This is a genomic window from Sphingomonas molluscorum, from assembly GCF_039522995.1.
In the GTDB taxonomy this organism is placed as follows: domain Bacteria; phylum Pseudomonadota; class Alphaproteobacteria; order Sphingomonadales; family Sphingomonadaceae; genus Sphingomonas; species Sphingomonas molluscorum.
Genome location: NZ_BAAAEL010000011.1, coordinates 26,325 through 51,943, shown reverse-complemented (window position 1 = coordinate 51,943; position 25,619 = coordinate 26,325). Strand labels below are relative to the sequence as shown.

The following is a 25,619-nucleotide window of genomic DNA, read 5'->3' as shown; positions in this document are numbered from 1 at the left end:
TGCTCCTCAGGCGAGGCCCAGGCCGTTGACGGCCAGGTCGATGATCTTGATGCCGACGAAGGGGGCAAGGAGCCCGCCCAGGCCGTAGACGGCGAGATTGCGCGCGAGGAGCGGCCCGGCGGCCATCGGCCGGTACGCCACGCCCTTTAGCGCCAGCGGCACCAACAGCGGGATGATGATCGCGTTGAAGATGATCGCCGACAGGATCGCGCTCTCCGGCGTGGCGAGCCCCATGACGTTGAGGACGCCGAGCCCCGGATAGAGCGCCACGAACATCGCCGGGATGATCGCGAAATACTTCGCCACGTCGTTCGCGACCGAGAAGGTCGTGAGCGCGCCGCGCGTCATCAGCAGCTGCTTGCCGAGACCGACCACCTCGATCAGCTTGGTCGGGTCGCTGTCGAGGTCCACCATGTTGCCGGCTTCCCGAGCCGCCTGGGTCCCGGTGTTCATGGCGACGCCGACATCAGCCTGCGCAAGCGCGGGTGCATCGTTGGTGCCGTCCCCGCACATCGCGACCAGCCGCCCGCCCTGCTGCTCCTTGCGGATCAGCGCGAGCTTGTCCTCCGGCGTCGCCTGGGCAAGGAAGTCGTCCACCCCGGCTTCAGCGGCGATGGCCGCCGCGGTCAGGGGATTGTCGCCGGTGATCATCACCGTGCGGATACCCATTGCGCGAAGTTCGCCGAAACGCTCGCGGATGCCGGCCTTCACCACGTCCTTCAGGAAGATGGCGCCCAGCAGCCGCCCGTTCTTGGCGACTGCCAGTGGCGTGCCGCCGGCGCGGGCGATCTCGTCCGTCACGCGCCGCAACTCGGTGGCAGCGGCCGTTTCGCCGACGCCCGGATTGGCCCGGAGCACCGAATCCACCGCACCCTTTTGGATCAGCAAGCCGCCGGTCCGCACGCCCGAGATGCGCGTCTGCGCGGTGAAGGGGATCACCTCTGCCCCCGCCGGCAGCGCGGCGGTGTGGACCCCGAACTTGTCGCGGGCGAGAACCACGATCGAGCGACCCTCGGGGGTCTCGTCGGCCAGGCTCGCGAGCAGTGCCGCTTCGGCGAGTTCGGCATCGCTGGCGCCGCCGACGGGGCGGAACTCGCTCGCCTGCCGGTCGCCGATGGTGATGGTGCCGGTCTTGTCGAGCAGCAGCACGTCGACGTCGCCGGCGGCCTCCACCGCCCGGCCCGACTTGGCGAGCACGTTGAAGCGGACCAGTCGGTCCATGCCCGCGATGCCGATCGCCGACAGCAGGGCGGCGATCGTGGTCGGGATCAGGGTGATCAGCAGGGCCGACAGGATCGCCACGGGAATGCTCCCGCCCGCATAGCTGGCGAAGCCCGGGATGGTGCCGACCGCGATCAGGAAGATGATCGTGAGGCCGACGAGCAGCAGGGTGAGCGCGATCTCGTTCGGCGTCTTCTGCCGCTCCGCGCCCTCGACCAAGGCGATCATGCGGTCGAGAAAGCCCTGGCCCGGATCCACGGTCACCCGCACGGTGACCTGGTCCGAGATCACGCGGGTGCCCGCCGTCACTGCCGAGCGGTCACCGCCTGCCTCGCGGATGACGGGCGCGCTTTCGCCCGTGATCGCCGCTTCGTTGACCGAGGCGACGCCTTCGACCACCTCGCCATCGGCCGGGATCAGGTCGTTGGTCTCGACCAGAACCAGGTCCCCGGCGCGAAGCTGGCTGGCGGGGACCTGTTCGGTGCGCCCGTTCTTGAGCCGCTTGGCGGTGAGTTCGGCCTTGGTGGCGCGCAGCGAGGCCGCCTGTGCCTTGCCGCGACCCTCGGCCAGCGCCTCGGCGAAGGTGCCGAACAGCACGGTCAGCCACAGCCACACGACGAGCTGGAGCTTGAAGCCGGTGGTGAGATCGTCCTGCCCGATGACGAGCAGGACCGTCATCAGCGCCGCGACCGCGGCGGTGACGAACATGACGGGATTGCGGATCAGCTCTTTCGGATTGAGCTTCACGAACGACGCCTGGATCGCGGGCACGACGAGGTCGGCCGTGAACAGGCTCTTGGTCTGGCTTTTCTGGGCCATGGTGGCGCCCTCGATCAGAACAGTTGGCCGCGGATCATCGCGAGATGATCGGCGATGGGACCGAGCGCGAGGCTCGGCAGGAAGGTGAGGCCGCCGACGATCAGCACGATGCCGACGAGCAGGCCGACCCACAGGCCGCCGGTGGTCGGGAACGAGCCCGCGCTTTCCGGCGTGTGCTTCTTGGCAGCGAGGCTGCCGGCGATCGCCAGCATCGGGACGATGATGAAGAAGCGGCCCACCCACATCGCGACGCCGAGCAGCCCGTTGTACCAGGGCGTATTCGCCGTCAGGCCGGCAAAGGCCGAGCCGTTGTTCGCGACAGCGCTGGTGAAGGCGTAGAGGATCTCGCTGAACCCGTGCGGCCCCTTGTTGAGCGGCCCGGCAAGACCCTGCTCCATCACACTAGACAAGGCGGTCAGACCCAGGATCATCAGCGGCAGGACGGCGATCGCAAGCACCGCGAGCTTCACCTCGCGCGCCTCGATCTTCTTGCCGATATATTCGGGCGTGCGGCCCACCATCAGCCCCGCGACGAACACCGCGAGGATGGCGAACAGCAGGAAGCCGTAGATGCCGGCGCCGACGCCCCCGATCACGACCTCGCCCAGCTGCATGTTGAACAGCGGGATCATGCCGCCCAGCGCGGTGAAGCTGTCATGCATCGCATTGACCGCGCCGCACGAGGCGGCGGTGGTGACGACTGCGAACAGCGCCGAGGCGGCGATGCCGAAGCGGGCCTCCTTGCCCTCCATGTTGCCGCCCGCGACCCCGAGCTGGTGGAGCACCGGATTGCCCGCCGCTTCCTGCCAGTAGGTGACGGTGACGCCCGCCAGGAACAGGATCATCATCGCGGCCAGGATCGCCCAGCCCTGCCGGGTATTGCCGACCGCCTTGCCGAAGCACCAGGTCAGCCCCACGCCGATCGCGAAGATCGACAGCATCTGGATCAGGTTGGTGAGCGCGGTCGGGTTCTCGAACGGGTGCGCGGAATTGGCGTTGAAAAAGCCGCCGCCGTTCGTGCCCAGCATCTTGATCGCTTCCTGGCTGGCGACCGGGCCGAGCAGGATCGACTGGCGCGCGCCTTCCAGCGTGTCGATGCCGACGACGCCGGCGAGCGTCTGCGGAACGCCGCTCGCGATGTAGAACAGCGCGATCACGACGCAGAGCGGCAGCAGCAGGTAGAGCGTCACGCGGGTGCAATCGGCCCAGAAATTGCCGATCGCCTTTGCCTCCCGCCGCGCGAAGCCGCGGAAGAGCGCGAACGCGAGCGCAATGCCGGTCGCCGACGACAGGAAATTGTGGATCGTCAGCCCCAGCATCTGACTGAGGTTCGACATGGTCGACTCTCCGCCATAGCTTTGCCAGTTGGTGTTGGTCGTGAAGCTGATCGCCGTGTTGAAGGCGAGGTGCGGGGAGAGGCCCGCCAGTCCTTGGGGGTTGCCGGGCAGCACGCCCTGCAGGCGCAGCACCGCATAGGTGAAGGCCATCAGCACGAAGTTGAACACCAGCATGTGCAGCGCATAGCGGCGCCAGCCCTGCTCCTGCGTGGGGTCAATGCCGGCAAGCTTGTAGAAGCCGCGTTCGACGGGGCCGAGCACGAGGTGGAGCGGGGTGCGGCGGCCTTCGTATAGCGCGAACAGCCACATGCCGATCGGCTTGGTGAGCGCCAGCAGGATGCCGACGAAGCCGAGGATCAGGATCCATCCCTGGATGGTCATGGTTCCGCCTCCTTCTAGAAGCGTTCGGGGCGGATCAGCACCGCCACCAGATAGACGAGAAGGGCAACCGCGGTCAGCGCCGCGAGCCAGAGGTCGAGCGTCATGGCGTCACCTCACGCATGGTCGCACAGGCGGGCATAGGCGAGCGTCGCCGCCAGCAGCCCGACCATGACGAGGATCCAGAGCAGGTCCTGCATCGGTCCGTCTCCTTCAGAAGGCCGCGGTCAGCGAGACCAGGACCGTGCCGCCGGCGATGTTGCCGGTGCCGTCCTGGCCCTTGCTGAAGCTCGGCCGCAGATAGCCGGCCTCGCGGCTAGAAATGTCCGTATCGACGTACGAGACGTTGAAGGTTAGGTTGCGCCAGGTCGCATCCGCGCCCAGCGACCAGTCCCAATATTCGCCGGTCGGGGCGACGGCAGTGGCATTGGGGCCCAGCCCGTCCTGCCCCCAGCTGTGGCCGATGTGCGCCTTTGCGGTCACCGGAGTGCCGGCAAGGGCGACCGCCGCGTCACCCCAGAGGTAGAGATTGTCGTCCTTGGCGCCCGGATGGTCGTAGAGCCCGGCTGCCGCCGCCGCGCCGTCGTCATACCATTTGCCGATCGCCTGCTGCTTGGGCGCATAGGCGGCGCCCGCCGTCAGGGTCGCAGGGCCGGTGGTGCCGGTCAGCTTGACATAAGGCTCGGCGAAGTCGGTCTCGTCGGCGCCGCCCGGATACAGGTACCAGGTGAGCCCCACGTCCAGCGTTGCGCTGTCGGAAAGCTGCGCTTTGTAGCCGCCGATCAGGTCGAGCTCCATGTTGGCGCCGCCGAAGGTGCCCCAACCGGCGAGGTTCGAACCCCAAAGGCCGACGTAGAGGCCGCTGTCGTGGGCCACGGTGATGCCACCCTGCACCGCCAGTTCCTGGTCCGTTTGCGACACGCCGCGGAAGCGATAGTCGGAGGCGATCGCCGCCGAACCGCTGACGGTGACAGACGGTGTCGTTTCGGGCGCTTCCGTGCCCCCGGCCGACTGGGCCTGAGCAGCGCACGGCAGCGTAAGAAGGGCCACGACGGCGACCCGGCGGAAATAGTTCATGCATGCCCCCAAGGGTGTGGCGACCGCCGACAGCCGGGGCGCCAAGGCCGTGGGGATTAGGTCCGCGCCGCGTAGGAATTCGAGATCGATTCCCCGCTTTCGCATAGTGCGCGCATATAGCTGCGCGCGATGGCCAGGCAGCGCCGGAGGGGTCAGCGCCGGTTGGCGAGCACCTCATCGATCGGAGCGGTCACGTCCCAGCGCTCGGGATCCTTCGAAAGGCGTTCATTGGGAAAGGTCACCAGCACCCGCGCGTCACCATAGCCCATGCTTTCAAGCGGCGCGCCGAGCAGGCGGCCGAGCGCGGCGCGGGCCTTTTCGCGAGCCTGGGCCATCCGCTCGGGGGAGCGGGCCTCAGCTCCGGCCTTGCTCTGCGCAGCTTGGGAGGTGCGGCGGGCGAGGTTCTCGCCGGCGGCGCGGGTGACGAACACGCCCTGGGTCCGCACCAGGGTGCGCTGCGACTCATCGACGTTCGGTTTCGCAACGGTGACGTCGGGTGCGTCCACGATCAGCGTGCGGGTCGCCTCGGACCACTGGATGTCGCCGGAGCCGATCCGCGACACATCCACGAAATAGTCGACCGAGAACGGCACCTTGATGACCTGGTTCGACTTCAGCATGCCATAGCCCCGCACGTCGGTGGCGGTGCTTTGAAGCGTGCCGGAGAGTTCGGCGACCTTCAGGCTGGAGGCGCCGGACAGGCGTGCGGTGATGAGCCGGGTGACGGCGGTGCCGTCCTCCTCCTGCGTCACAACATAGTTCTCTGTGTAGCGCTGGTAGACCAGCACTGCGCCGAGCGTCACCGCCGCGCCGATCAGCAGCGCCACCAGCGTGCGTACGAAGCCCGGCCTCAGCTGCGTCGCCATTCGCCTGCCTCCACCGCCAGCCCGCGACCTTTCAAGTCGAGCAGATGCGCGAGAACCGAGCGTTCCGCCGCCGGCAGCAGCTTCGCGTCGAGCCCGACATACATGCGCGCCACCATCGCCGGCACCGCGCCGATGCCCTCGCCCAGCAGGCGCAGGATCTGGCCCTCGCGCGCCTTGCGGTGGCCGAGAAGGCCGCGGACGAAGCGCTGCGGGTTCTCCACCGCCTCGCCGTGCCCTGGGTAGTAGATGCGGTCCGAGCGTCCCATCAGCTTCTCGAGGCTCGCCATATAGGCGGCCATGTCGCCATCCGGCGGCGAGACAATGGTGGTCGACCAGCCCATGACATGGTCGCCGCTGAACAGGGCGCCGCTTTCCGGAAGTGCGAAGGCGAGATGGTTGGAGGTGTGGCCGGGCGTCTCGACCGCCAGCAACGACCAGCCGGTGCCCGACACTCCCTCCCCTTCCGCCAACACCCTGTCGGGGGCATAGGTCGTATCGAAAGCGGCATCGGCGCGTGGGCCGGCGTCGTCCATCGTCAGCGGCGCGCAACCGACGATCGGTGCGCCGGTACGATCGGCAAGTGCCCGCGCGCCGGGGCTGTGGTCGCGATGGGTATGGGTGCACAGGACCGCGACGAGCCGTCGGGCGCCGACGGCGGCCAGCAACGCGTCGAGGTGCGAAGCGTCGACAGGCCCGGGATCGATCACGGCGGCGTCCGTCGTTCCGCCCACCACATAGCTCTGCGTGCCGGTGTAGGTGTAGGGAGAAGCGTTGGGGGCGAGGACGCGCAGCACCAGGGGTTCCAGCGCGATCGGAATACCCGTTGGGGGATGCATCATCGCTTCGACATGGCCACTCGGACCGGGCAGCACAAGCTTCGTGCGGATCTCGGCCGGGATGGCGTCACCCGCAACCAGACGAATCCGTTTTAGAGCCATCTCCGGTGGGCGGGGAATACGCCTACGCCTAGCCTTGCGCCCTGTTCTTCGCCCAGGAGCTGCGATGGTGTTGCCTAGTCTGCCCCGGCGCTCCGACAGCATCGCCCTCGATGAGGACGCCTTGCGAGCGACGGCCGTGGCGCTCAGGCGCGACGGCTTTGCCGCCGTCCCGGGCTTGTTCTCCCGCGACGAGGTACGCGACGTGGAGCGCCTGCTCGACCGGGCACTCTTGGAGGCGGAGCATACCCCCGCCGCACTGCCGTTCCTGGTGCGGTATCCCCGAAGAGGCGAGCCGGCGGAGGATGCAGGATCCGACCGGGGATTCGGCGGATGGGACCAAATCGAGCTGAACCATGCCGCCGCCCTGGTCCCGGCGCTTTTGGAGACGGCGGTGTTCCGGGGCTGCACGGCATTGGCGTGCAGGCTGGCGGGCCGGGTCTCCCGATCCTTCGATCACGTGATCTACAAGGGAGCGCGCAACCATACGGCGACGCCCTGGCACCAGGACGCCGCCTTTGCGCTGTGGCGCGCATCGCGTCCCCGACAGCTGCACTTCTGGATCCCCCTGCAAGACGTGACGCCGGAAAGCGGTTGCATGACCTTCCTTGCAGGAAGCCATCTGGGGCCGCTGGTCCGCCACCGCAGGGTGCTTCGCTCGTCCGGACAGCCGGGTCAGGAGGCCAGGCCCGACCCCGCGGGCAGCATCTCCTGTCCCCTGCCGGTCGGCGGCCTGACGATCCACACGCCGACGACCCTGCATCGCGCCGGCCGCAACGAAAGCGCGCTTCCGCGCAAGGCGTGGATCATCCAGTACGGGCCGCTTGGCAGCGCCAGGCTCGCCGTGAAACGACTGGCGGGCGCGCTCCCAGTGCCACTGGCAGGGGAGAGCACCCGCCTGGAATAGAACCTTAATCGCTGCCCTGCGTCGGGACCCCATCTGCGGCTAGCGGGGATCAAGCGACGCCTGCCACCGCTGAGGCGACGGGTGCCGGTACGCCGCGCGAATCCATACGTACCGGGTCCCTGGTCGCCTCCCGGTCTGCGCGCCAGCTCCGCAGTCCCGTCGCTGGGCGTTGAAGGTCAGTCGGCGTCCGGGTGGGCGATCTGGTGCTCCAACTCCGCAATGCTCTCGTCGATATCGGCGAGCGCTTCTCTGCGGTCATCCCCCGAAAGGCTGGGGTTGCTGGCAAGGGTGGCGCGGGTGCCGCGCAGCCCCACCAGCGCGCTGGTGAGCGCCGTACGCTGGATCGCGGCGACGTCGATGCTGGCTGCGGTCTGAGCGGAGGCGGCCGCGGCGCTGGCCTGTGCCGCGCTTGCCGTGGCGGCCTGTACCGTCGCGTTGATGCGATCGCTGCACACCACCATCACCGTATGATCGCCCTGGCGACGATTGATGACATAGGCGCCGGGCTGCCCCTCGCTGCCGCAATTCTCCTGCGTCACCGGCTCGTCCATGTGGACGCCCCGGAGGGCGGTTACGACGATGGGCGCTTGCGGGGGAACGGGCGCTGCGGGCGGGGCGGGAGGCATCGGCGCACCTGGGGCGCCAGCCGGTGCAGCGGGGGCTGGCGGCGCGGCCGGGGCCACCGTCTGGAGAAGGTGCGGCGCGGGAAGCTCGATGCGGGTGATGTCGATGCCGGTCGTATGGCTCACGCGGGTGCGCAGCGTCTCTGCGGCGTGGGTTCCCGAGGCGGTGAGCCCCAGTGCGCCCATCGCGATGCCGGCGATGCCAACGGAGCCTGCCACGCGACGAAACGGCGAAACGCTGCGGTGCTTGGACAACATCTTCAGTCTCCCCTTGATCTCGTTGACGGTGTGGAGGTGGCAGGCAGCCGACACGGCGCCGCCGTGCGCGGACTTCACGATCGCGCGGCCATAGGCATAGCGGACGCCCGGGCGGGCGCGGGCGAGGACCATCGCATCGCAGGCCATCTCCTGGTCGGCACGAAAGGCACGAAAGGCGCGCCAGGCGATCGGATTGAACCAGTGGCAAGCGAGCACCGCGAGCGCGATCCAGTTCGCCAGCAGGTCGCCGCGGGCGTGGTGGCCCAGCTCATGCGCAAGCGCGAGCGTGCGCTCCTGGTCGTCGTAGCGTTCGGCGAAGTCGCGGGGGAAGGCTACGTAGCGGCGCCACACCCCGAAGGCGAGCGGTCCAGAGGCGGCGTCGGTCTCGAACACCCGCACCTTTCCCTGTGCAACGTCATAGCCGCGTCCGGAGGCGAGCACGCGTCGGCAGAATTGGGCATGGCGCACCACGTGCCAGCAGAAGAAGAAGGCAGCACCGGCGAACCAGAACAGCACGGCCAGGCCCGGCACATCGGCCATGCCCCAGCCCTGCGGCACCGCGGGGATCGTCGCCACCGGCTGCATCAGCATCAGAGTTCCCGGCGGGATCGGCGCACCGATCGGGCTGGTCCCCACCAGTCGCAATGGCGAGGGCAGCGGCGGCAGGGCCATGCGGAGCGCGGGCAACAGCCACAGCGCATAGGCGACACTCGGACCAAAGGCGCGGCGCGTGGGCGCGCGCAGCGCCAGCACCAGCAGCATCAGCAACGTCGACGCGATCAGCGTCTCTACCGCCCATCCAATCATTGCTTGAGCTCCTTGAGTAAGGACTCGATCTCCTCGATTTCGCGGCTGCTGAGCTGGTCGCGACGCGCGAGGTGCGCCACCAGGGGCGTAAGGCTGCCGCCGAACAGACGGTCGATCAGCCGCTGCGATTCACCCACGACATAGTCCTCGCGGGCGACGAGCGGTCGGTAGCGATAGCGGCGACCGTCCTCTTCGTGCGCGACGGCTTCCTTCGCGAGCAGGCGGCCGAGGAGCGTCTTCACGGTGTTCGCGCTCCAGGCGCGATCTTCCGGCACGCGTTCGACCACCTCCTGAGCGGTGAGCGGGCTTTCGTCCCACAGCACCTCCATCACGACATGTTCGGCATCACTGATCCGTTCGGGCATTACGCGACTCCTGACTACGCATGTAGTCTGCCCATTTACACCTGTAGTCAATAGGAGCGGGATCGCTCCGGAGGATCGTGCGTTTAGGCGCGGGTGAGAGAGACGAGCCGCCATCCTCGGCGTCGGTCTTCTTTACAGACGTGCTCGTGCAGCGAGCGCCATTAACCCTCGCCCTCCGCGGATTTGCGCGGGTTCAGCGCATCTGGCACGCCCCCTGCATGTTCTTGATCGTACCGCGCGATCGCGCGCTTCAACGGGCGAGCCGGCGCACTCCACTGGCGTCGGTTCGCCCACCCGGTACCTTCCTGCAGGATCGAAGGAACGACTCAGGGTACGACGCCGAGTCTCGCGTCGGCGTTCGCCGGGGTGCTCGCGGGTTCGAGACGTCGCAGACCGGCGAGCGTGAATGCTCCGCGCCGACACCGGTTATCGTGGAACGGGGGCGTCACCACGGACGCCAGAGGCCGAAAGGTGCTGCTTCGACGGCAAGTCCGCGGTCGGGCGCGTGTGGCCACGACGCCCGCTTCCCCTGGAAGCGAGCGTCGCATCCTATCAGGCGGCGGTCGGCTGTTCGCCGCCGAAGAGCTGGGCGAGTTCGCCGCTCTCGTACATTTCCATCATGATGTCGGAGCCGCCGACGAACTCCCCACGCACGTAGAGCTGCGGGATCGTCGGCCAGTCGGAATAGGCCTTGATACCCTGACGGATGCCCTGATCCTGCAACACGTCGACGCTCTCGAACTCGACGCCAAGGTGGTTGAGGATCGCGACGGCGCGGCTGGAGAAGCCGCACTGCGGGAACAGCGGGCTGCCCTTCATGAACAGGACCACGTCATTGCCCTTCACGAGCTGGTCGATGCGGGCGGTGGTGTCTTCGCTCATTTCTCTTACTCCTGTACGGGCACGCCCGTAGTCAATTGCAGGGCGTGCAGCACGTCCCCCATGCGACCACCAAGCGCGGCATAGACGGCCTGATGCTGGCGCACGCGCGGCAATCCGCGAAAGCTCTCGGAGACGACGCGCGCGGCGTAGTGATCGCCGTCGCCGGCGAGATCGGTGATCTCGACCACCGCATCGGGAATGCCGGCGCGGATCAGCGCCTCGATATCAGCCGCAGCCATCGCCATAGATCAGCGCGCCTCGATCAACTGGCGGCGCGCTTCGACGGTCAGCTCGTCGAGCGCCTTGCGTACCGTCGCCTCGTCGGTCGCGACGCCTGCGGCCGTCAGATCGCCGACCAGCTTGCGGATCACGTCCCCGTCACCGGCTTCCTCGAAATCGGCCTGCACGACCGCCTTGGCATAGGCATCGGTCTCTTCGGGCGTCAGCTTCATCTTCGCGGCCGCCCACTGCCCGAGCAGGCGATTGCGACGCGCGGTCACGCGGAAGGTCATTTCCTCGTCGCGTGCGAATTTGGATTCGAACGCGCGCTCGCGGTCGTCGAAGGTCGTCATGCTGGTCCCCTAATCTATTGCTCCGCAGATAGGATGCGGGCCGCGGCAAGGCAACGGGCGGGTTCACCCGCACCCCCGCGCGGCCGGGATCGGGGTTCGGCAGAGCCAGGGCCGCTCCATTCGGAACCATGCTCCTGTTTTCGCAGGAGCACGCGGTTGTCAGGCTCGGAAGCTAAGCCGCAGCAGCGCGCCCTGGTGCGTTGCTCGCCGTGGCGCTGAGCCAGGGACGCGCCTGCGCCACATTGCCTTCGTAACCGGCGATCGCTTCGTCCCGCGCCAGGGTGATGCCGATCTCGTCCACGCCCTGCATCAGGCAGTCTCGGCGGAACGGGTCCATGTCGAAGGGGAAACGGTCCTGGAAGGGCGTGGTGACGGTCATCGTTTCCAAGTCGACGGTGACGGGATTGTCACGCGCAACCTCGACCAGCCGATCGATCGCCTCCTGTGGCAGCACGACGGCGACGATGCCGTTCTTAAACGCATTGCCCGAGAAGATGTCGGAGAAGCTCGGCGCGATCACCGCCTTCACGCCCATGTCGCCGAGCGCCCAGGCAGCGTGTTCCCGGCTGGAGCCGCAACCGAAATTCTCGCCCGCAATCAACACCGGCGCGCCTGCATAGCGGGGATCATCGAAGACATTGCCGGGTTCGGCGCGCACGGATTCGAACGCGCCCTGCCCGAGCCCCTCACGCGTGGTGGTCTTCAGCCAGCGCGCCGGGATGATGATGTCGGTGTCGATGTTTTTCGCGCCCCAGGGATAGGCGCGCCCTTCGACGCGGGTAACGGGTTCCATGGTGAGCCTTCGTCCGGGCCGCGGATCAGCGCGTCGCAGCGTTGCCCGAGGGGGCGGTGCGCTTCGAGGGCGAGCGCTCGGCGCTCGCGGCATAGGCGGCGGCAAGGCCGCTCAGGATCGCGCCAGCCACCAGCGCCAACAATGCTCGCTTCATCCGTTATTCCCCATCAAGCTTCGTACATCGGTCAGGCGTCCCGTCACCGCCGCCGCCGCCGCCATCACTGGCGATACCAGATGCGTACGCGCGCCGGGCCCCTGTCGTCCCACAAAATTGCGGTTGGACGTGGAGGCACAACGCTCGCCGGCCGGTACCCGATCCGGATTCATACCGAGGCACATAGAACAGCCGGGCTCGCGCCACTCGAATCCCGCCTCGGTGAAAACCCTGTCGAGCCCCTCGGCCTCGGCCTGGCGCTTGACCAGCCCCGATCCGGGAACGACCAGCGCCTGGCGCACACCGGCTGCGATCCGACGGCCGCGCAGCACTTCGGCCGCGGCGCGCAGATCTTCGATGCGGCTGTTGGTGCAGCTGCCGATGAAGATGTTCTCGACCGGGATGTCCTCCATCCGCGTGCCGGGTTCGAGGCCCATATAGTCGAGCGACTTCCTCGCCGCCGTGCGCTTGGCCGGATCTGCGAAGCTGTCGGGATCGGGCACGGCGCCGGTGATCGAGACCACGTCCTCCGGGCTCGTTCCCCAGGTGAGCGAGGGCGAGATGTCGGCCGCGTCGATGACGACCGTCGCATCGTACCGGGCACCGGGGTCGGTCGCGAGGCTGCGCCAATAGGCGACGGCCTGGTCCCAATCGGCACCCGTGGGGGCCATCGGCCTGCCCTGAAGATAGGCGAAGGTCTTGTCGTCCGGCGCGATCAGGCCGGAGCGTGCCCCCGCCTCGATCGACATGTTGGCGACAGTCAGGCGACCCTCGATGGACATGTCGCGGATGACGCTGCCGGTATATTCAAGAACGTAGCCGGTGCCGCCCGCAGCCCCCAGCCGGCCGACGATAGCGAGCGCCACGTCCTTGGGTCCCACGCCGAAGCCGAGCGTGCCTTCGACGCGCACTTCCATCGTCTTAGACTGTTTCAGCAGCAGCGTCTGGGTCGCGAGCACGTGCTCGACCTCGCTGGTGCCGATGCCGAAGGCGAGCGCGCCGAGCGCCCCGTGCGCGGAGGTATGGCTGTCACCGCACACCAGCGTCGTGCCCGGCAGCGTGAAACCCTGTTCCGGGCCCACGACATGGACGATGCCCTGTTCGGCGGCGACCGCGTCGATGTAGCGAATGCCGAACTCGGGAGCGTTGCGCTCCAGGGCGGCAAGCTGGCTCGCACCGGCGGGGTCGGCGATCGGCAGGCGGTTGCCGTCCGCGTCCACGCGCGCGGTGGTGGGCAGGTTATGGTCCGGCACCGCGAGGGTGAGATCGGGGCGGCGCACCGGGCGCCCTGCGGCGCGAAGGCCCGCGAACGCCTGCGGGCTCGTCACTTCATGAACGAGGTGGCGGTCGATGTAGATCAGGCAGGTGCCGTCGTCGCGGCGCTCCACGACGTGATCGGCCCAGATCTTTTCGTACAGGGTGAGAGGACGACTAGCCATGCGGGGCGAGTAGCGCTTTCTTGCGCGAACGCAAGGGTTTCAGCAAGGATCGTGCCGATGCGCGGCTTGTTCCCGGCAGGACGGGCCAGTACCGGTAGCGCATCCTAACCAGGTCGCGAGCTTCGCCGCGGACCGGTACCGCCAGGCCAGGATCCGGCGCTACCCCTCGTAGGCAGCGGTGGTCTTCGTCCGCACTTCCTCCGCGGTCACGCCAGGAGCACATTCGATCAGGCGGAACGGGCTCTGGTGGTCGGGGCGCTGGAAGACGGCCAGGTCGGTGATGATCATGTCGACCACGTTCTTGCCCGTAAGCGGCAGGGTACAGGCCGGGATGAACTTGGGATCGCCGTTCTTGGACGTGTGCTCCATCACGACGATGATCTTCTTCACGCCGGCCACCAGGTCCATGGCGCCGCCCATGCCCTTGATCATCTTGCCCGGGATCATCCAGTTGGCGATGTCGCCGTCCTGGCTCACCTCCATCGCGCCCAGCACCGTCAGGTCGATGTGGCCGCCGCGGATCATCGCGAAGCTCTGGTCCGAGCCGAAATAAGCCGACTGCGGCAGTTCGGAGATGGTCTGCTTGCCGGCGTTGATGAGGTCGGGATCCTCCTCCCCCGCATAGGGGAACGGGCCGATGCCGAGCATGCCGTTTTCGGACTGGAGGGTGACCTCCACCCCTTCGGGGATGTGGTTGGCCACCAGCGTCGGAATGCCGATGCCGAGGTTCACGTAGAAGCCGTCTTGCAGCTCGCGGGCGGCGCGGGCGGCCATCTCGTCGCGGGTCCAGGACATGGGACTACTCCTTGGGGGTGGCGGCGGGAACGCCGGCCGCTGCCGCGGCACCGGGGTCGGTCCAGCGGCGATTGGCGGGAAACACGTCGGCGATCCCGCCCTTCAGCCCCGTGCCGTAGACGGGATTGGGGAGCATGAACCAGCCTGCACCCCATAGCGGCTCGATCTGCACACCGTCGGCAGCCGCACGACGGGCCGCGGGCGTCATGCCGGGCGCGGAGAACAGGTCGCTGAAGTCGCCGAGTTGGTCGCCGACCAGCGCCACGACGCAGTGCGTCTCCGCCACCTGAGCCCGGCGCGCATCCTTGCCGCTGCCCGCGCCCTCTTCCTTGAGGAGCAGGGTTTCGCCCGGAACCGCCTTGCCGAGCCCTGCCCCTTCCAGCGCGCGCGCGGTTGCGGGTGCATTGGCGGCGGTGCGGTTGGAGATGTAGACGACTGCGACGCCCGCCCGGCGCGCAGCGCTGATCGCCTCGACCGCGCCGGGCACCGGATCGACCTTGCCGGCACCGGTCGCTTCCCAGCGGCGCCAGCGCGCGTCATCGTACGAAAGGCCCCGCGCCGCCTCATCGGCTTCGTAGCCGAGGTTGAGGAGCACGGTCTCGTCAATGTCGAGCACGATCGCCAATGGCTTGGCACCGCATTCGACAAAATGGGGGCTGGCGAGCGAGGATCCCGGGGCGAGCACCACCGACGCGACCTCGATGCCGGCCTGGCGATAGTCGGCGCTTGCGCGGACGTGCTGGGCAAGGGCGCGATAAGCCTGGGACGAAAGCGCCGCCGCCTCGCCCGAGCCATAGAGGTACTGCATGCCCGCCGGGACGGTGCCTGCGGCTGCCATGGCGGGCCGGGTGGGCGCTGTCGTCGCCTGAAGCGCGGGGGGACTACCTTCCTCCTCCGCTTGTTCGCGGCGCTTGGCTTCGCGCTTCGCCTGACGGCGCTGTTCGCGCTCCAGCTCGCGCGCCTGTTTGCGGGCAGCCTTTTCGGCGTCCTCCGCTTTCTCGTTCTCGTTCTCGTCCTCGCCGCCGCCGGGAAAGACGACGTTCTTGCCGATCACGGCGGCAGCACCGACCGGCACGGCCGCCACGCAGCCTGGCAGCAGCAGCGCGGTCGCCGAAATGCCCGCAAAGGCGAGCCGCTGCCCAGTCCGCAACGTCATCATGCTGCGGGACGCTCCCGCACGGTGCGGAACTCGATCTTCTTGTCGTAGGGGGCGCCCACGATCATGCGCTTTACATAGATGCCCGGCAGATGGATGCCGTCGGGATCCAGGCTGCCGACTGGCACCACTTCCTCAACCTCGGCCACGCAGATGCGACCGGCGGTCGCCATCGGCTGGTTGAAGTTGCGCGCCGTCTTGCGAAATACGAGGTTGCCGGCCTCGTCGGCCTTCCACCCCTTGATGATCGACAGGTCGGCGCGGATGCCGCGCTCGAGGATATATTCCTCCCCGTCGAAGACCTTCACTTCCTTGCCCTCTGCCACCTGCGTGCCGACGCCGGTCTTGGTGTAGAAGCCGGGAATGCCCGCCCCGCCCGCGCGGCAGCGCTCGGCAAGCGTACCCTGGGGGCAGAACTCGACCTCAAGCTCGCCCGATAGATACTGGCGCTCGAACTCCTTGTTCTCGCCCACATAGGAGGAAATCATCTTCTTCACCTGGCGCGAGCGCAACAGCTTGCCCAGCCCCACGCCATCGATGCCGGCATTGTTGCTGGCGATCGTCAGGCCGGAGACGCCCGAAGCTTCGATCGCGTCGATCAGCCGTTCCGGAATCCCGCACAGGCCGAAGCCGCCCGCACAGATCAGCATGTCGTCGCGCAGCAGTCCGTCGAGCGCCGAGGCAGCATCGGGGTAGAGCTTGTTCATCGGCACCTCTCTTCCGTGCGGTCGATAGGTCGAGCCGGGCGGCACGGTCAAGCGCACCGCGGGGCTGCACCAGTGGCATCGCACCTGAGCAACACGCGACGGCTTGCGCGAACCGCTTTGCCGCGCGAACCTAAGGCGTTGTTAACCTTCGGACGCCATCCCAACTCCGTGATCGCTGCTCTTCCCGCCCCCAGCATGATCGGCAGCGTCGCCCGCCTCGGGCTGGCGTCACTGGCGCTTTCGGCGGCAAGCCTGTTGCTGACCCGATTCGACGGGAACATTGCCTTCATCTGGGGGAACACGGGGCTGGTGATCGCCGCCTTATCGCTGCGGCCGCGGGACCAGTGGCGATGGCTGCTGCCGGCGTTCGGCGTCGCCATGTTCGTCGCCACCGCCTGCTTTGGCATGGGCCTGGCTGCGGCCGCCCCGCTCCTGGCCGCGACCATGACCGAAGCGACGCTTCCGGCTTGGCTGCTGCGTCGCTGGGAGGGACGGTTTTTCGACCGGGTGACCGGCGTCGTCATGTTCCTGCTGATCGCGGGGATCATTGGGCCTCTCATCGGCGCGGTGATCGCCGCGAGCGCGATTTCTCTGCTCACCGATGCGAACTGGCAACGAACGGCCATCCGGTGGTTCACGAGCCACGGCCTGGGCACCATCACCTTCACGCCGCTGATCATGCTGCTCTTGCGGGGCGACGTCGGGCGCTGGTTCCAGGCGCCGCTGCGTGCGCAGATGGGTCCGTTCGCCGTGCTGGGACTGGTGGCGGCAGTGGTAACCGGGGTATTTCTCCAGGACGGCGTCCCGCTGCTGTTCCTCCCCATGTTGCCGATGCTGGCAGCCACGATGCTGTACGTGCGCATCGGTGCCGCGGGCTCGATCCTCCTGCTGGTGGCGATCGGCGGCCTGCTTTCTCTGAGCGGCCACGGGCCGGTTCACGCATTGCCGACCCCGCCGCTGAACCGCATCCTCTTTTTCCAATTCTACGTCGGGTGCGCGGCGCTGCTGGTGCTGCCCGTGGCGGCACTGATCAAGCAGCACCGCCAGGCGATCCGCGACCTCTCCCAAAGCGAAGCGCGGTTCCGCCTGCTGTCAGACCGCTCGGCGGATGTGATCTTGGAGGTGGCGCCTGATGGAACGATCCTGCACGCCTCCCCGTCCGTCGCGCAGGTCGCGGGACAGCCGCCGGCCTATTATCTGGGGCAGCACGGCTTCACCCTGGTACATCCCGAGGACCAGCATGTTCTGTGGCGCGCCCATCGCCAGGCGCTCGCCAACCCCGACATTGCGCACATCGCCCAGTTCCGTAGCCCACGCGAAACCGCGGAGCCGACCTGGTTCGAGGCCGCGCTACGTGGCCTGGGGGGCACCGCCGGGCAGGGGCTGATCGTGATCCTGCGCGACATTTCCGCGCGCAAGGCGACCGAACTGGCGCTTGAGATCGCGGCGAGTACCGATCCGCTGACCGGTCTCGTCAATCGGCGGAGCTTCCTCCAGCGGTTGCGCAATCAGATCGAGCATTGCCGGGTCGGCAGCAGCCAAGGCAGCGTCGCGCTTGTCGATCTCGATCACTTCAAGTCGGTCAACGACCGGTTCGGCCATGCGGTCGGCGATCTGGCGCTGCAGGCGTTCGCGCGCATCGCCTCTGCGACGATCGACCGGAGGCACTGTCTCGCGCGCATCGGCGGAGAGGAATTCGCCATCCTGCTCGTGGGAATCAATCCGAAGGAGGCGGAGGCGACATGCGAGCGGCTGCGCGAGGCCGTGGAGCAGCTGGAAGTGGAACTGCCGAACGGCATGCTCGAGATCGAGAGCCCGAGGATCACCGCCAGCATCGGCCTGACCGCGGTGGATCCGGCGAGCGATCCGGCCACCATTCTCAACCGCGCCGACGAAGCGCTGTACCGCGCCAAGGCGTCAGGCCGGAACTGCGTCCAGGTCGCAGACTAGCAGGGCATGCAAAAGGCCGCCCCGGTCTCCCGGAGCGGCCCCATGCCTCCGCTCTCGCGGAACTCGTGTCGGCTCAGATGTCGTCGCCGAGGGCGCCCTTCACCTTGCCGGCGAACTGCTGCACCTTGCCCTTGCCTTCTTGCACCGCGCCTTCGTCGCGGGTGGCAGGGTTGTTGCTCTGCTGCTTCGCCTTGCCGAGCGCTTCGTTGACGTTGCCTTTGATCTTGTCGGTGAGTTCACCCATGATCGTCTCCTCTCGGTGGCCGCGGCAGCAGCGGGAGGCGCGCCGTTCAGCCATCGGAAGAAGAACGGGTGGCACGGATCGCGGTTCCACGATCCGGTATCCCGACTTGCTTTAGATCAGTCCGGCGAGCGGGCTCGACGGGTCCGCATAGCGGCGCTTGCCCATGCGACCGGCGAGATAGGCGAGCCGCCCCGCCTCCACCGCCGCGCGCATGGCCTGCGCCATCAGGATCGGGTCCTTGGCCTCGGCGATCGCGGTGTTCATCAGCACGCCGTCGCAGCCGAGTTCCATCGCAGCGGCCGCGTCCGAAGCGGTGCCGACGCCCGCGTCGACCAGCACCGGCACCTTGGCACCCTCCACGATCAGGCGGATCGTCACCTTGTTCTGGATGCCAAGGCCGGAGCCGATCGGCGCCCCCAGCGGCATGATCGCGACGGCGCCGACATCCTCCAGCCGCTTGGCGGCGATGGGATCGTCGACGCAATAGACCATCGGCTTGAAACCTTCCTTGGCCAGGATCTCGGTCGCGCGCAGCGTCTCGACCATATCGGGATAGAGGGTGCGCGCCTCGCCCAGCACCTCCAGCTTCACCAGCTCCCAGCCGCCCGCCTCGCGTGCCAGGCGCAGCGTGCGGATCGCGTCTTCTGCCGTGAAGCAGCCGGCTGTGTTGGGAAGAAAGGTGATCTTCTTGGGGTCGATGAAATCCGTGAGCATCGGCGCGTTCGGATCGGTGACGTTCACCCGGCGCACGGCGACGGTGACGATCTCCGCGCCCGAGGCTTCGACCGCAGCGGCGTTCTGCGCCATGTCCTTGTACTTGCCGGTGCCGACGATCAGGCGCGAGCGGAAGCGCTTGCCCGCAACCTCCCAGCGGTCCTCGTCCACCGCCACCGCATGGTCGCCGCCGCCGACGAAATGCACGATCTCCAGCTCATCGCCGTCATGGAGTTTCGCTTCGTGCAGCGTCGAGCGGGGCACCACCTCCAGGTTGCGCTCGACCGCGACCTTTTCCGGCACCAGGCCGATCTCCGCCGCAAGTTCGGCGATGGTCTGGCCGGCGCGGACGCGCTTGTGCTCGCCGTTGACGATGATCGTAATGGTGCCGTCGTTGTGCATTTGGGTTCGCCTTGCCTGTCGTCGTCCGCGGCGCGTCTCGACTTCGTTCGACGCTCGGGGCTATGGCCGGCGCATATAGGGTGCCGGCGACCCGGCCCGCAACCGAAAGGCAGCGCATGGCGGACACCGTCCCAGCAACCGTCTACGTCCTCAACGGCCCCAATCTGAACCTGCTGGGGCTGCGCGAGCCCGAGATCTACGGCTCCGACACGCTGGACGACATCGCCGGCATGCTGGAGGACCGCGCCCGCGCGCTCGACCTGGAGATCGACCTGCGCCAGTCGAACCACGAAGGCCATTTGATCGACTGGCTGCACGAGGCGCAGGCGCAGCGCGCGCGCGCCGTGCTGCTGAACGCCGGCGGCCTCACCCACACGTCGGTGGCGCTCCACGATGCGATCAAGTCGGTGAAGACGCCGGTGATCGAGGTGCATCTGTCCAACCCGCATCGCCGCGAGGCTTTCCGCCATACCAGCCTGATCGGACAGGCAGCCAAGGGAACCATCGCCGGATTCGGCGCGCTTTCCTATCTGCTGGCGCTTGAAGCCGCCGCGCGCATCTGACAGGAGCGCGGTTTTTCCCCTGGGGGTCTCATGGCAGAAGATACGCAACCCGCCACCATGGCGATCGACATCGAGCTGGTACGCCAGCTGGCGGAAGTCCTGGATCAGACGCAGCTGACCGAGATCGAGGTCGAGGACGGCAGCCGCAAGGTTCGCGTGGCGCGCAAGGCGGCGCCGGTGGCGCAGGTGCCGATGGCGATGCCGCAGGCCTATGCGCCGCAGCCGGCACCGATGACCGGTGCACCGGCCTCGCCGGCCGCAGCCCCGGCCGAAGCCGGCGGTTCGGCACCGACGGCAACCGCGGACGCGGTCAAGTCGCCGATGGTCGGCACCGTCTATCTGGCGGCAGAGCCGGGCGCCAAGCCCTTCGTATCGGTCGGCCAGAAGGTCGCGGCCGGCGACACGCTGGTCATCATCGAGGCGATGAAGGTCATGAACCCGATCCAGGCGACGGCAGCCGGCACCGTCACCGCGGTGCTCGTCTCCAACGGCCAGCCCGTCGAATTCGACCAGCCGCTCGTCGTCGTCGAGTAAGCCTGTGGCCGAGATCAAGAAGCTGCTGATCGCCAATCGCGGCGAGATTGCCCTGCGCATCCATCGCGCCTGCCACGAGATGGGCATCAAGACGGTGGCGGTCCATTCGACCGCCGATGCCGATGCGATGCACGTTCGGCTGGCCGACGAAGCGGTGTGCATCGGGCCGCCGTCTGCGGCGGAGAGCTACCTCAACATCCCCAACATCATCTCGGCAGCCGAGGTGACGGGCGCGGACGCGATCCATCCGGGCTATGGCTTTCTGTCGGAGAACGCCAAGTTCGCCGAGATCGTCGAATCGCATAACCTGATCTTCGTCGGGCCCAAGCCCGAGCACATCCGCACGATGGGCGACAAGGTCGAGGCCAAGCGTACCGCGGGCGCCCTGGGGCTGCCGCTGGTGCCGGGCTCCGACGGTGCGATCAGCGACCTGGCCGAGGCGCAGGCGCTGGCCGAACAGATCGGCTATCCCGTCATCATCAAGGCGGCATCGGGCGGCGGCGGCCGCGGCATGAAGGTGTGCACCAGCCCCGACCAGCTCGAAACGCTGATGCAGCAGGCCGGGACCGAGGCGAAGGCCGCGTTCGGCGATGCTACCGTCTACATGGAAAAGTACCTGGGCAACCCCAGGCACATCGAGTTCCAGGTGTTCGGCGACGGCAACGGCAATGCCATTCACCTGGGCGAGCGCGACTGTTCGCTGCAGCGCCGCCACCAGAAGGTGCTGGAGGAAGCCCCTTCGCCCGTCCTCACCACCGAGGAGCGCGACCGCATGGGCGCGATCGTCGCCAAGGCGATGGCCGACATGGGCTATCGCGGCGCCGGCACGATCGAGTTCCTGTGGGAAGATGGCGAGTTCTACTTCATCGAGATGAACACCCGCCTGCAGGTGGAGCATCCGGTGACGGAGATGATCACCGGTGTCGACCTGGTACGCGAGCAGATCCGCGTCGCCGAGGGCCATCCACTGTCGGTGCGCCAAGACGAGGTCGAGTTCCGCGGCCATGCGATCGAATGCCGCATCAACGCCGAGGACCCGCGGACCTTCACCCCGTCGCCGGGCAAGGTCGCGGCCTATCACGTGCCGGGCGGCATGCACGTGCGCGTCGATAGCGGCCTCTATGCTGGCTACAAGGTGCCGCCCTATTACGACAGCATGATCGCCAAGCTGATCGTCTATGGCCGCACGCGCGAGGGCTGCCTCCTGCGCCTGCAGCGCGCGCTCGACGAGTTCGTGATCGAGGGGATGAAGACCACCATTCCGCTTCACCAGGCGCTGCTCGACGATCCCGAGTTCCGCGAGGGAGCGTACACGATCAAGTGGCTGGAGGAGTGGCTGGCAAAGCAGCCGGCGGCCTGAGTGCAGGCGGGATCGGCGCATGCGACACGTCGCGCGCCGCTCCCGCTTTCCTCCACCTCCTCCACCAAACAGCAGGGAAGAACGCGTTGAAGGCGACCATCTGGCACAATCCCCGCTGTTCGAAGTCCCGTGAAGCGCTAGCCATCCTGGAGGCGACACCCGGCGTGGAGGTGACGGTTCGCGACTATCAGAAGCTGCCGCCTTCCCGCGCAGAGTTGGTGGCGCTCTACGCGCGTGCCGGCATGACGCCCGCCCAGGGCCTGCGTCGGAGCGAGACGATCGCCAAGGAGCAGGGGCTGGGGGCTGCCTCCGACGACGCGATCCTCGATGCCATGGTCGCGCACCCGATCCTGATCGAGCGACCGCTGGTCGAGACCGACAAAGGCGTACGCCTCGGCCGTCCACCCGAGACGATCCGCGAAATCCTCTGAACCATGGCAAGGACCAAGCCCCCGCTCGAGCCCGGCCGCAACTGCTGGCGGATTGAACCGGCGAGTCGCGCTGCCGTCATCATTGATGCCGACGCCTATTTCCGGCTCGCCCGCGCCGCGATGCGGAGGGCGGAGCAACAGCTGCTGCTGATCGGCTGGGACTTCGACGGCCGCATCAAGCTGGTGCAGAACGACGAGGACGACGCGCCCGCGCGCGTCGGCGCGTTCCTCGAATGGCTGGTGGGCGCGCGCAAGCGGCTGCACGTCCACATCCTGCGCTGGGACACCGGCGCGGTGAAGTCGATGTTTCGCGGCACCACCATCCTGACGCTGCTGCGCTGGAAGGCGCACCCGCGCATCACCGCCAAGCTCGACGTCTTCCACCCGCCCGCCGCGTCACACCACCAGAAGATCGTGGTGATCGACGACTGCCTCGCCTTTTGCGGTGGTATCGACATGACCGCCGACCGTTGGGACACGCGCGAGCACCGCACCGACGAGCCGGCGCGCGTGGAGCCGAACGGCACCCCTTATGGTCCCTGGCACGACGCCACCACCGCACTCGCCGGACCGGTCGCAAAGGCACTGGGCGAACTCTGCCGGACGCGCTGGCAATTGGCGGGCGGGCAGCCTCTGCCGGTGCCGAGCGAGGATGCGACCCCGCCCTGGCCTGAGGGATTGGACGCGACCTTTACCGACGTCGAAGTCGCGATCTCGCGCTCCTCGCCCGAGATGCCGGACCAGCCGCCGGTTCGCGAGATCGAAGCGTTGTACCTGGACCTGATCGCGCGCGCCGAACGCTGGATCTATGCCGAGAGCCAGTATTTCGCGTCGCGCAAGATCGCCGAGGCCATCGCCCGCCGGCTGGACGAGCCGGACGGCCCCGAGGTCGTGATCGTCAACCCGGTCAGCGCGCAAGGCTGGCTCGAGCCGATTGCGATGGACACGGCGCGCGCCCGGCTCGTCGAGGCGCTGCGCCGGCGCGACCGCCACGGGCGCTTCCGCGTCTATCATGCCGAAAACGAGGCAGGCGAGCCGATCTACATCCACGCAAAGGTGACGGTCATCGACGGCGAGATCCTTCGGGTGGGATCGTCCAACTTCAACAACCGCTCGATGCGGCTCGACACCGAATGCGACGTGACGATCGACGCGACCCGGCCGGCGAATGCCCATGCGGCACCAGCCATCGCCAATGTCGCCCACGCGCTCATCGCCGAGCATTGCGGCACCGAACCGGGAACGGTCGCACGCCACATGGCCGACACCGGCTCGCTGATCGCGGCGATCGAAGCGCTCAGCCCGGCCAGCGGGCGGCGCCTGCGCGTCTATGAGGAGCCCGATCTCTCCAGCGTCGAAAAGTGGCTCGCCGACAATGAGGTGCTCGATCCGGAGGGGCCGGAGGAGATGTTCGAGGCGCTGTCGAACCGCGCCGGCCTGCTGCGCCGCCTGCGACCCGGACATGCGGCGCCGGTGCCCAAGTCGCTCTATGCAGCGGGCGCGGTGACGCTTGCCGCAATCGGCGGCACGATCGGTGCGGCGATGTGGCGACGCCGGAGGAACGGCGGGTAAGTTCTTCGCGGCGGCAGCTTCCTACGAGCGGTTCCGAGCAGGCGGGAGCCGAGGCGCAAGGCCCCGTTCACGCTGCTTCACCTCGGGCCGGTCCCGCTATAACCTGGACGCACGATGATCGCCGCAATCGCCCAACTGCTGTTCTGCCAATTGGCCGGCGAAGCCCTGAACCGCGGAGCCGGCATCCCGCTCCCCGGTCCCGTGCTGGGCATGTTCCTCCTGTTCGTCTGGCTGAAGCTCCGTCCCGCCGAGCGGGTCGAACTGAAGGCGGTGGCGACCTGGCTGATCGGCCACTTCGCAGTGCTGTTCGTGCCGGCAACCATGGGCCTGATCGACGAAGGACCGGCGCTGGCGCGCGACGGCATCGCCATTCTCGTGGCCTGTGTGGGCGCCACGCTGCTGACGATCGCGGTAACGGCGCTGGTGTTCCGCTGGGTCGCCGATCGGGACGGAACCGCGGCATGACCGCGCTCGCCTCGCTCCTCCACACGCCGCTGCTGTGGATCGCCGTCACCCTGCTGGTGTTCGAGGGTGCCGACACCATCTCCCGCCGGAGCAACCGCCATCCGCTCGCGCATCCGGTCCTAATGTCCGTGCCGGTGCTGGCAGCGATCCTGTTCGCAACCGGCACGCCCTATAGGACCTATGCGCAAGGCACGGCGACGCTGACCTTCCTGTTGGGACCGGCGACGGTGGCGTTGGCCGTGCCGCTGTGGCGCAACTGGCCGCTGGTACGCCGGTCGGGCAAGGCGGTGCTCGCAGCCCTGCTCGCAGGATCGCTGACGGCGATCCTCAGCGCGGTCACGATCGGATGGGCGCTCGGCGCCTCGCCCGAGGTGCTGGCGACGCTGGCCACCCATTCGGCGACGACGCCGGTGGGCATGGCAATCGCCGAGAGCATCGGCGGCATACCCGCACTGGCGGCGGTGACGATCCTGACGACCGGTATCCTGGGCGCGATGGTGGCGACGCCACTGCTCAACCGGCTGGGGATCACCGACCCACGCGCACGAGGCTTTGCCGTGGGCGTCACCGCCCACGGCCTCGGCACCGCCCGCGCCTTCCAGGTGAGCGAAACCGCCGGCACCTTCGCAGGCATGGCCATGGCGCTGAACGCGGCGATGACTGCCCTGCTGCTGTCGGTCGTGGCGCTGCTTTGAAGGCACGAAGCTTTTCCAGCCAATCGGCACCGGCTAGCATCGGCACGGCAAACCGCTGGAGGACAGCCGCATGAAACAAGCTCGCGGCGACCCGGCCGACGCCAATGGCTGAACAAGCGCCGGCGTCCGAGGCGGTACTCCTGCGCCGGGGCCGAAGCGCGCGGCTGGCATGGCTGTGCCTCGGCCTTTTGCTGGTCGCGATCGGCTTCGTGGGCATGTTCGTGCCGCTGTTGCCGACGACCGATTTCCTCATCCTGGCGCTGCCTTGTTTCGCGCGCTCGTCACCGCGGCTGGAGCGATGGCTGCTGCGGCACCCGCGGTTCGGCCCGGCCTTGCTCGCCTGGCGCGAACGAGGCGCGATTCCCCGGCATGCCAAACTTGCCTCCTGCTTCGGCATGGCTGTCGGCTTCGGCCTGTTCTGCTGGGCCGTGCAGCCGAGTTGGATCGTCGCGCTGATTGTCGCGGGGGCACTGGTCGCTTGCGCCACATGGGTGCTGCGGCGTCCCTCCTAGCATCGGCGCGACGGCGCGTGCGCGGGCAGGCGTGCGACGCCGGTGGTCGCGCCGCGGCCCCAAAGTTGTCTCGACTTCGCGGATGA

29 protein-coding genes are annotated in these 25,619 nt (G+C 67.9%); 10 read left to right on the top strand and 19 right to left on the bottom strand.

From position 1 onward, the window contains the following. Nucleotides 1-6: 6 nt before the first annotated feature. From kdpB to ABDZ92_RS12415, 6 genes are all read right to left on the bottom strand, one after another. On the bottom strand, nt 7-2,040 hold the full coding sequence (kdpB, locus tag ABDZ92_RS12440) for a potassium-transporting ATPase subunit KdpB (protein WP_125961127.1): 2,034 nt from the start codon (nt 2,038-2,040) through the stop codon (nt 7-9). A gap of 14 nt (nt 2,041-2,054) precedes the next feature. Further along, nucleotides 2,055-3,758 (bottom strand): potassium-transporting ATPase subunit KdpA, encoded by a 1,704-nt coding sequence (gene kdpA, locus ABDZ92_RS12435; RefSeq protein WP_125961128.1) that lies wholly within the window; start codon nt 3,756-3,758, stop codon nt 2,055-2,057. Between the two features lie 14 nt (nt 3,759-3,772). Next, nucleotides 3,773-3,862, bottom strand: a complete 90-nt coding sequence (gene kdpF / locus ABDZ92_RS12430; protein WP_125961129.1) for a K(+)-transporting ATPase subunit F — start codon at nt 3,860-3,862, stop codon at nt 3,773-3,775. A gap of 106 nt (nt 3,863-3,968) precedes the next feature. Continuing rightward, complete coding sequence (locus ABDZ92_RS12425) at nt 3,969-4,832, bottom strand: TorF family putative porin (protein ID WP_125961130.1); 864 nt, start codon at nt 4,830-4,832, stop codon at nt 3,969-3,971. A gap of 152 nt (nt 4,833-4,984) precedes the next feature. Next, on the bottom strand, nt 4,985-5,698 hold the full coding sequence (locus ABDZ92_RS12420; RefSeq protein ID WP_125961131.1) for a DUF4230 domain-containing protein: 714 nt from the start codon (nt 5,696-5,698) through the stop codon (nt 4,985-4,987). Next, on the bottom strand, nt 5,683-6,537 hold the full coding sequence (locus ABDZ92_RS12415) for an MBL fold metallo-hydrolase (RefSeq protein ID WP_125961132.1): 855 nt from the start codon (nt 6,535-6,537) through the stop codon (nt 5,683-5,685). Before ABDZ92_RS12415 ends, ABDZ92_RS12420 begins: the two co-directional genes overlap by 16 nt. Before the next feature lie 163 nt (nt 6,538-6,700). On the opposite strand from ABDZ92_RS12415, the gene ABDZ92_RS12410 reads away from it, so the two are divergent. Further along, the gene (locus ABDZ92_RS12410) at nt 6,701-7,540 is read left to right on the top strand and encodes a phytanoyl-CoA dioxygenase family protein (RefSeq protein ID WP_164521295.1); all 840 of its coding nucleotides are present in this window, start codon (nt 6,701-6,703) and stop codon (nt 7,538-7,540) included. 176 nt (nt 7,541-7,716) lie between these two features. On the opposite strand, the gene ABDZ92_RS12405 is transcribed toward ABDZ92_RS12410, so the two are convergent. From ABDZ92_RS12405 to ABDZ92_RS12355, 11 genes are all read right to left on the bottom strand, one after another. Beyond that, nucleotides 7,717-9,228: a M56 family metallopeptidase gene (locus ABDZ92_RS12405; RefSeq protein ID WP_125961134.1), complete on the bottom strand. Its 1,512-nt coding sequence runs from the start codon at nt 9,226-9,228 to the stop codon at nt 7,717-7,719. Beyond that, nucleotides 9,225-9,593, bottom strand: a complete 369-nt coding sequence (locus tag ABDZ92_RS12400; RefSeq protein WP_125961135.1) for a BlaI/MecI/CopY family transcriptional regulator — start codon at nt 9,591-9,593, stop codon at nt 9,225-9,227. The genes ABDZ92_RS12405 and ABDZ92_RS12400 overlap by 4 nt, the downstream gene beginning before the upstream one ends. 552 nt (nt 9,594-10,145) lie before the next feature. Further along, entirely contained in the window at nt 10,146-10,475 is a 330-nt protein-coding gene (grxD, locus tag ABDZ92_RS12395; protein ID WP_125961136.1) for a Grx4 family monothiol glutaredoxin, read from the bottom strand. A 5-nt stretch (nt 10,476-10,480) separates the two neighbouring features. Beyond that, a complete protein-coding gene (locus ABDZ92_RS12390) occupies nt 10,481-10,720 on the bottom strand; it encodes a BolA/IbaG family iron-sulfur metabolism protein (protein WP_125961137.1) in 240 nt (79 codons plus the stop codon). 3 nt (nt 10,721-10,723) lie between these two features. After that, a complete protein-coding gene (locus ABDZ92_RS12385; protein WP_125961138.1) occupies nt 10,724-11,047 on the bottom strand; it encodes a DUF1476 domain-containing protein in 324 nt (107 codons plus the stop codon). Between the two features lie 172 nt (nt 11,048-11,219). After that, nucleotides 11,220-11,840, bottom strand: coding sequence for a 3-isopropylmalate dehydratase small subunit (gene leuD / locus ABDZ92_RS12380; RefSeq protein ID WP_125961139.1), 621 nt, complete (start codon nt 11,838-11,840; stop codon nt 11,220-11,222). A 25-nt stretch (nt 11,841-11,865) separates the two neighbouring features. Further along, nucleotides 11,866-11,994: a hypothetical protein gene (locus ABDZ92_RS12375; RefSeq protein WP_272695567.1), complete on the bottom strand. Its 129-nt coding sequence runs from the start codon at nt 11,992-11,994 to the stop codon at nt 11,866-11,868. Next, nucleotides 11,991-13,433, bottom strand: coding sequence for a 3-isopropylmalate dehydratase large subunit (leuC, locus tag ABDZ92_RS12370; protein WP_125961140.1), 1,443 nt, complete (start codon nt 13,431-13,433; stop codon nt 11,991-11,993). Before leuC ends, ABDZ92_RS12375 begins: the two co-directional genes overlap by 4 nt. Before the next feature lie 159 nt (nt 13,434-13,592). Further along, nucleotides 13,593-14,228: a CoA transferase subunit B gene (locus ABDZ92_RS12365; RefSeq protein WP_125961141.1), complete on the bottom strand. Its 636-nt coding sequence runs from the start codon at nt 14,226-14,228 to the stop codon at nt 13,593-13,595. A gap of 4 nt (nt 14,229-14,232) precedes the next feature. Next, nucleotides 14,233-15,384 (bottom strand): HAD family acid phosphatase, encoded by a 1,152-nt coding sequence (locus ABDZ92_RS12360; protein WP_241211872.1) that lies wholly within the window; start codon nt 15,382-15,384, stop codon nt 14,233-14,235. Beyond that, the gene (locus ABDZ92_RS12355) at nt 15,384-16,091 is read right to left on the bottom strand and encodes a CoA transferase subunit A (RefSeq protein WP_125961142.1); all 708 of its coding nucleotides are present in this window, start codon (nt 16,089-16,091) and stop codon (nt 15,384-15,386) included. The genes ABDZ92_RS12360 and ABDZ92_RS12355 overlap by 1 nt, the downstream gene beginning before the upstream one ends. A gap of 138 nt (nt 16,092-16,229) precedes the next feature. Here ABDZ92_RS12355 and ABDZ92_RS12350 point away from each other — a divergent pair, with 138 nt between their 5' ends. After that, nucleotides 16,230-18,041 carry a sensor domain-containing diguanylate cyclase gene (locus tag ABDZ92_RS12350; RefSeq protein WP_272695566.1) on the top strand — a complete coding sequence of 604 codons (1,812 nt, stop codon included), beginning with the start codon at nt 16,230-16,232 and terminating at the stop codon, nt 18,039-18,041. A gap of 73 nt (nt 18,042-18,114) precedes the next feature. Here the strand turns inward: ABDZ92_RS12350 and ABDZ92_RS12345 are convergent, their stop codons facing one another. Continuing rightward, nucleotides 18,115-18,285, bottom strand: a complete 171-nt coding sequence (locus ABDZ92_RS12345) for a CsbD family protein (protein ID WP_125961144.1) — start codon at nt 18,283-18,285, stop codon at nt 18,115-18,117. A 111-nt stretch (nt 18,286-18,396) separates the two neighbouring features. Then, complete coding sequence (gene thiS, locus ABDZ92_RS12340) at nt 18,397-19,401, bottom strand: sulfur carrier protein ThiS (protein ID WP_343763108.1); 1,005 nt, start codon at nt 19,399-19,401, stop codon at nt 18,397-18,399. Between the two features lie 116 nt (nt 19,402-19,517). On the opposite strand from thiS, the gene aroQ reads away from it, so the two are divergent. The 8 genes from aroQ (at nt 19,518) to ABDZ92_RS12300 (ending at nt 25,533) form a co-directional block, all read left to right on the top strand. Further along, nucleotides 19,518-19,964: a type II 3-dehydroquinate dehydratase gene (gene aroQ, locus ABDZ92_RS12335; protein WP_125961146.1), complete on the top strand. Its 447-nt coding sequence runs from the start codon at nt 19,518-19,520 to the stop codon at nt 19,962-19,964. Between the two features lie 30 nt (nt 19,965-19,994). Then, a complete protein-coding gene (accB, locus tag ABDZ92_RS12330; RefSeq protein WP_125961147.1) occupies nt 19,995-20,498 on the top strand; it encodes an acetyl-CoA carboxylase biotin carboxyl carrier protein in 504 nt (167 codons plus the stop codon). Between the two features lie 4 nt (nt 20,499-20,502). Further along, nucleotides 20,503-21,858, top strand: a complete 1,356-nt coding sequence (gene accC, locus ABDZ92_RS12325) for an acetyl-CoA carboxylase biotin carboxylase subunit (protein WP_125961148.1) — start codon at nt 20,503-20,505, stop codon at nt 21,856-21,858. Between the two features lie 86 nt (nt 21,859-21,944). Next, on the top strand, nt 21,945-22,289 hold the full coding sequence (arsC, locus tag ABDZ92_RS12320) for an arsenate reductase (glutaredoxin) (protein ID WP_125961149.1): 345 nt from the start codon (nt 21,945-21,947) through the stop codon (nt 22,287-22,289). Between the two features lie 3 nt (nt 22,290-22,292). Further along, on the top strand, nt 22,293-23,861 hold the full coding sequence (locus tag ABDZ92_RS12315; protein WP_125961150.1) for a phospholipase D-like domain-containing protein: 1,569 nt from the start codon (nt 22,293-22,295) through the stop codon (nt 23,859-23,861). 114 nt (nt 23,862-23,975) lie between these two features. Further along, nucleotides 23,976-24,326 carry a CidA/LrgA family protein gene (locus ABDZ92_RS12310; protein WP_125961151.1) on the top strand — a complete coding sequence of 117 codons (351 nt, stop codon included), beginning with the start codon at nt 23,976-23,978 and terminating at the stop codon, nt 24,324-24,326. Continuing rightward, nucleotides 24,323-25,021 (top strand): LrgB family protein, encoded by a 699-nt coding sequence (locus tag ABDZ92_RS12305; RefSeq protein ID WP_125961152.1) that lies wholly within the window; start codon nt 24,323-24,325, stop codon nt 25,019-25,021. The genes ABDZ92_RS12310 and ABDZ92_RS12305 overlap by 4 nt, the downstream gene beginning before the upstream one ends. 104 nt (nt 25,022-25,125) lie before the next feature. After that, entirely contained in the window at nt 25,126-25,533 is a 408-nt protein-coding gene (locus tag ABDZ92_RS12300) for a YbaN family protein (RefSeq protein WP_125961153.1), read from the top strand. The last annotated feature ends 86 nt before the right edge of the window (nt 25,534-25,619 follow it).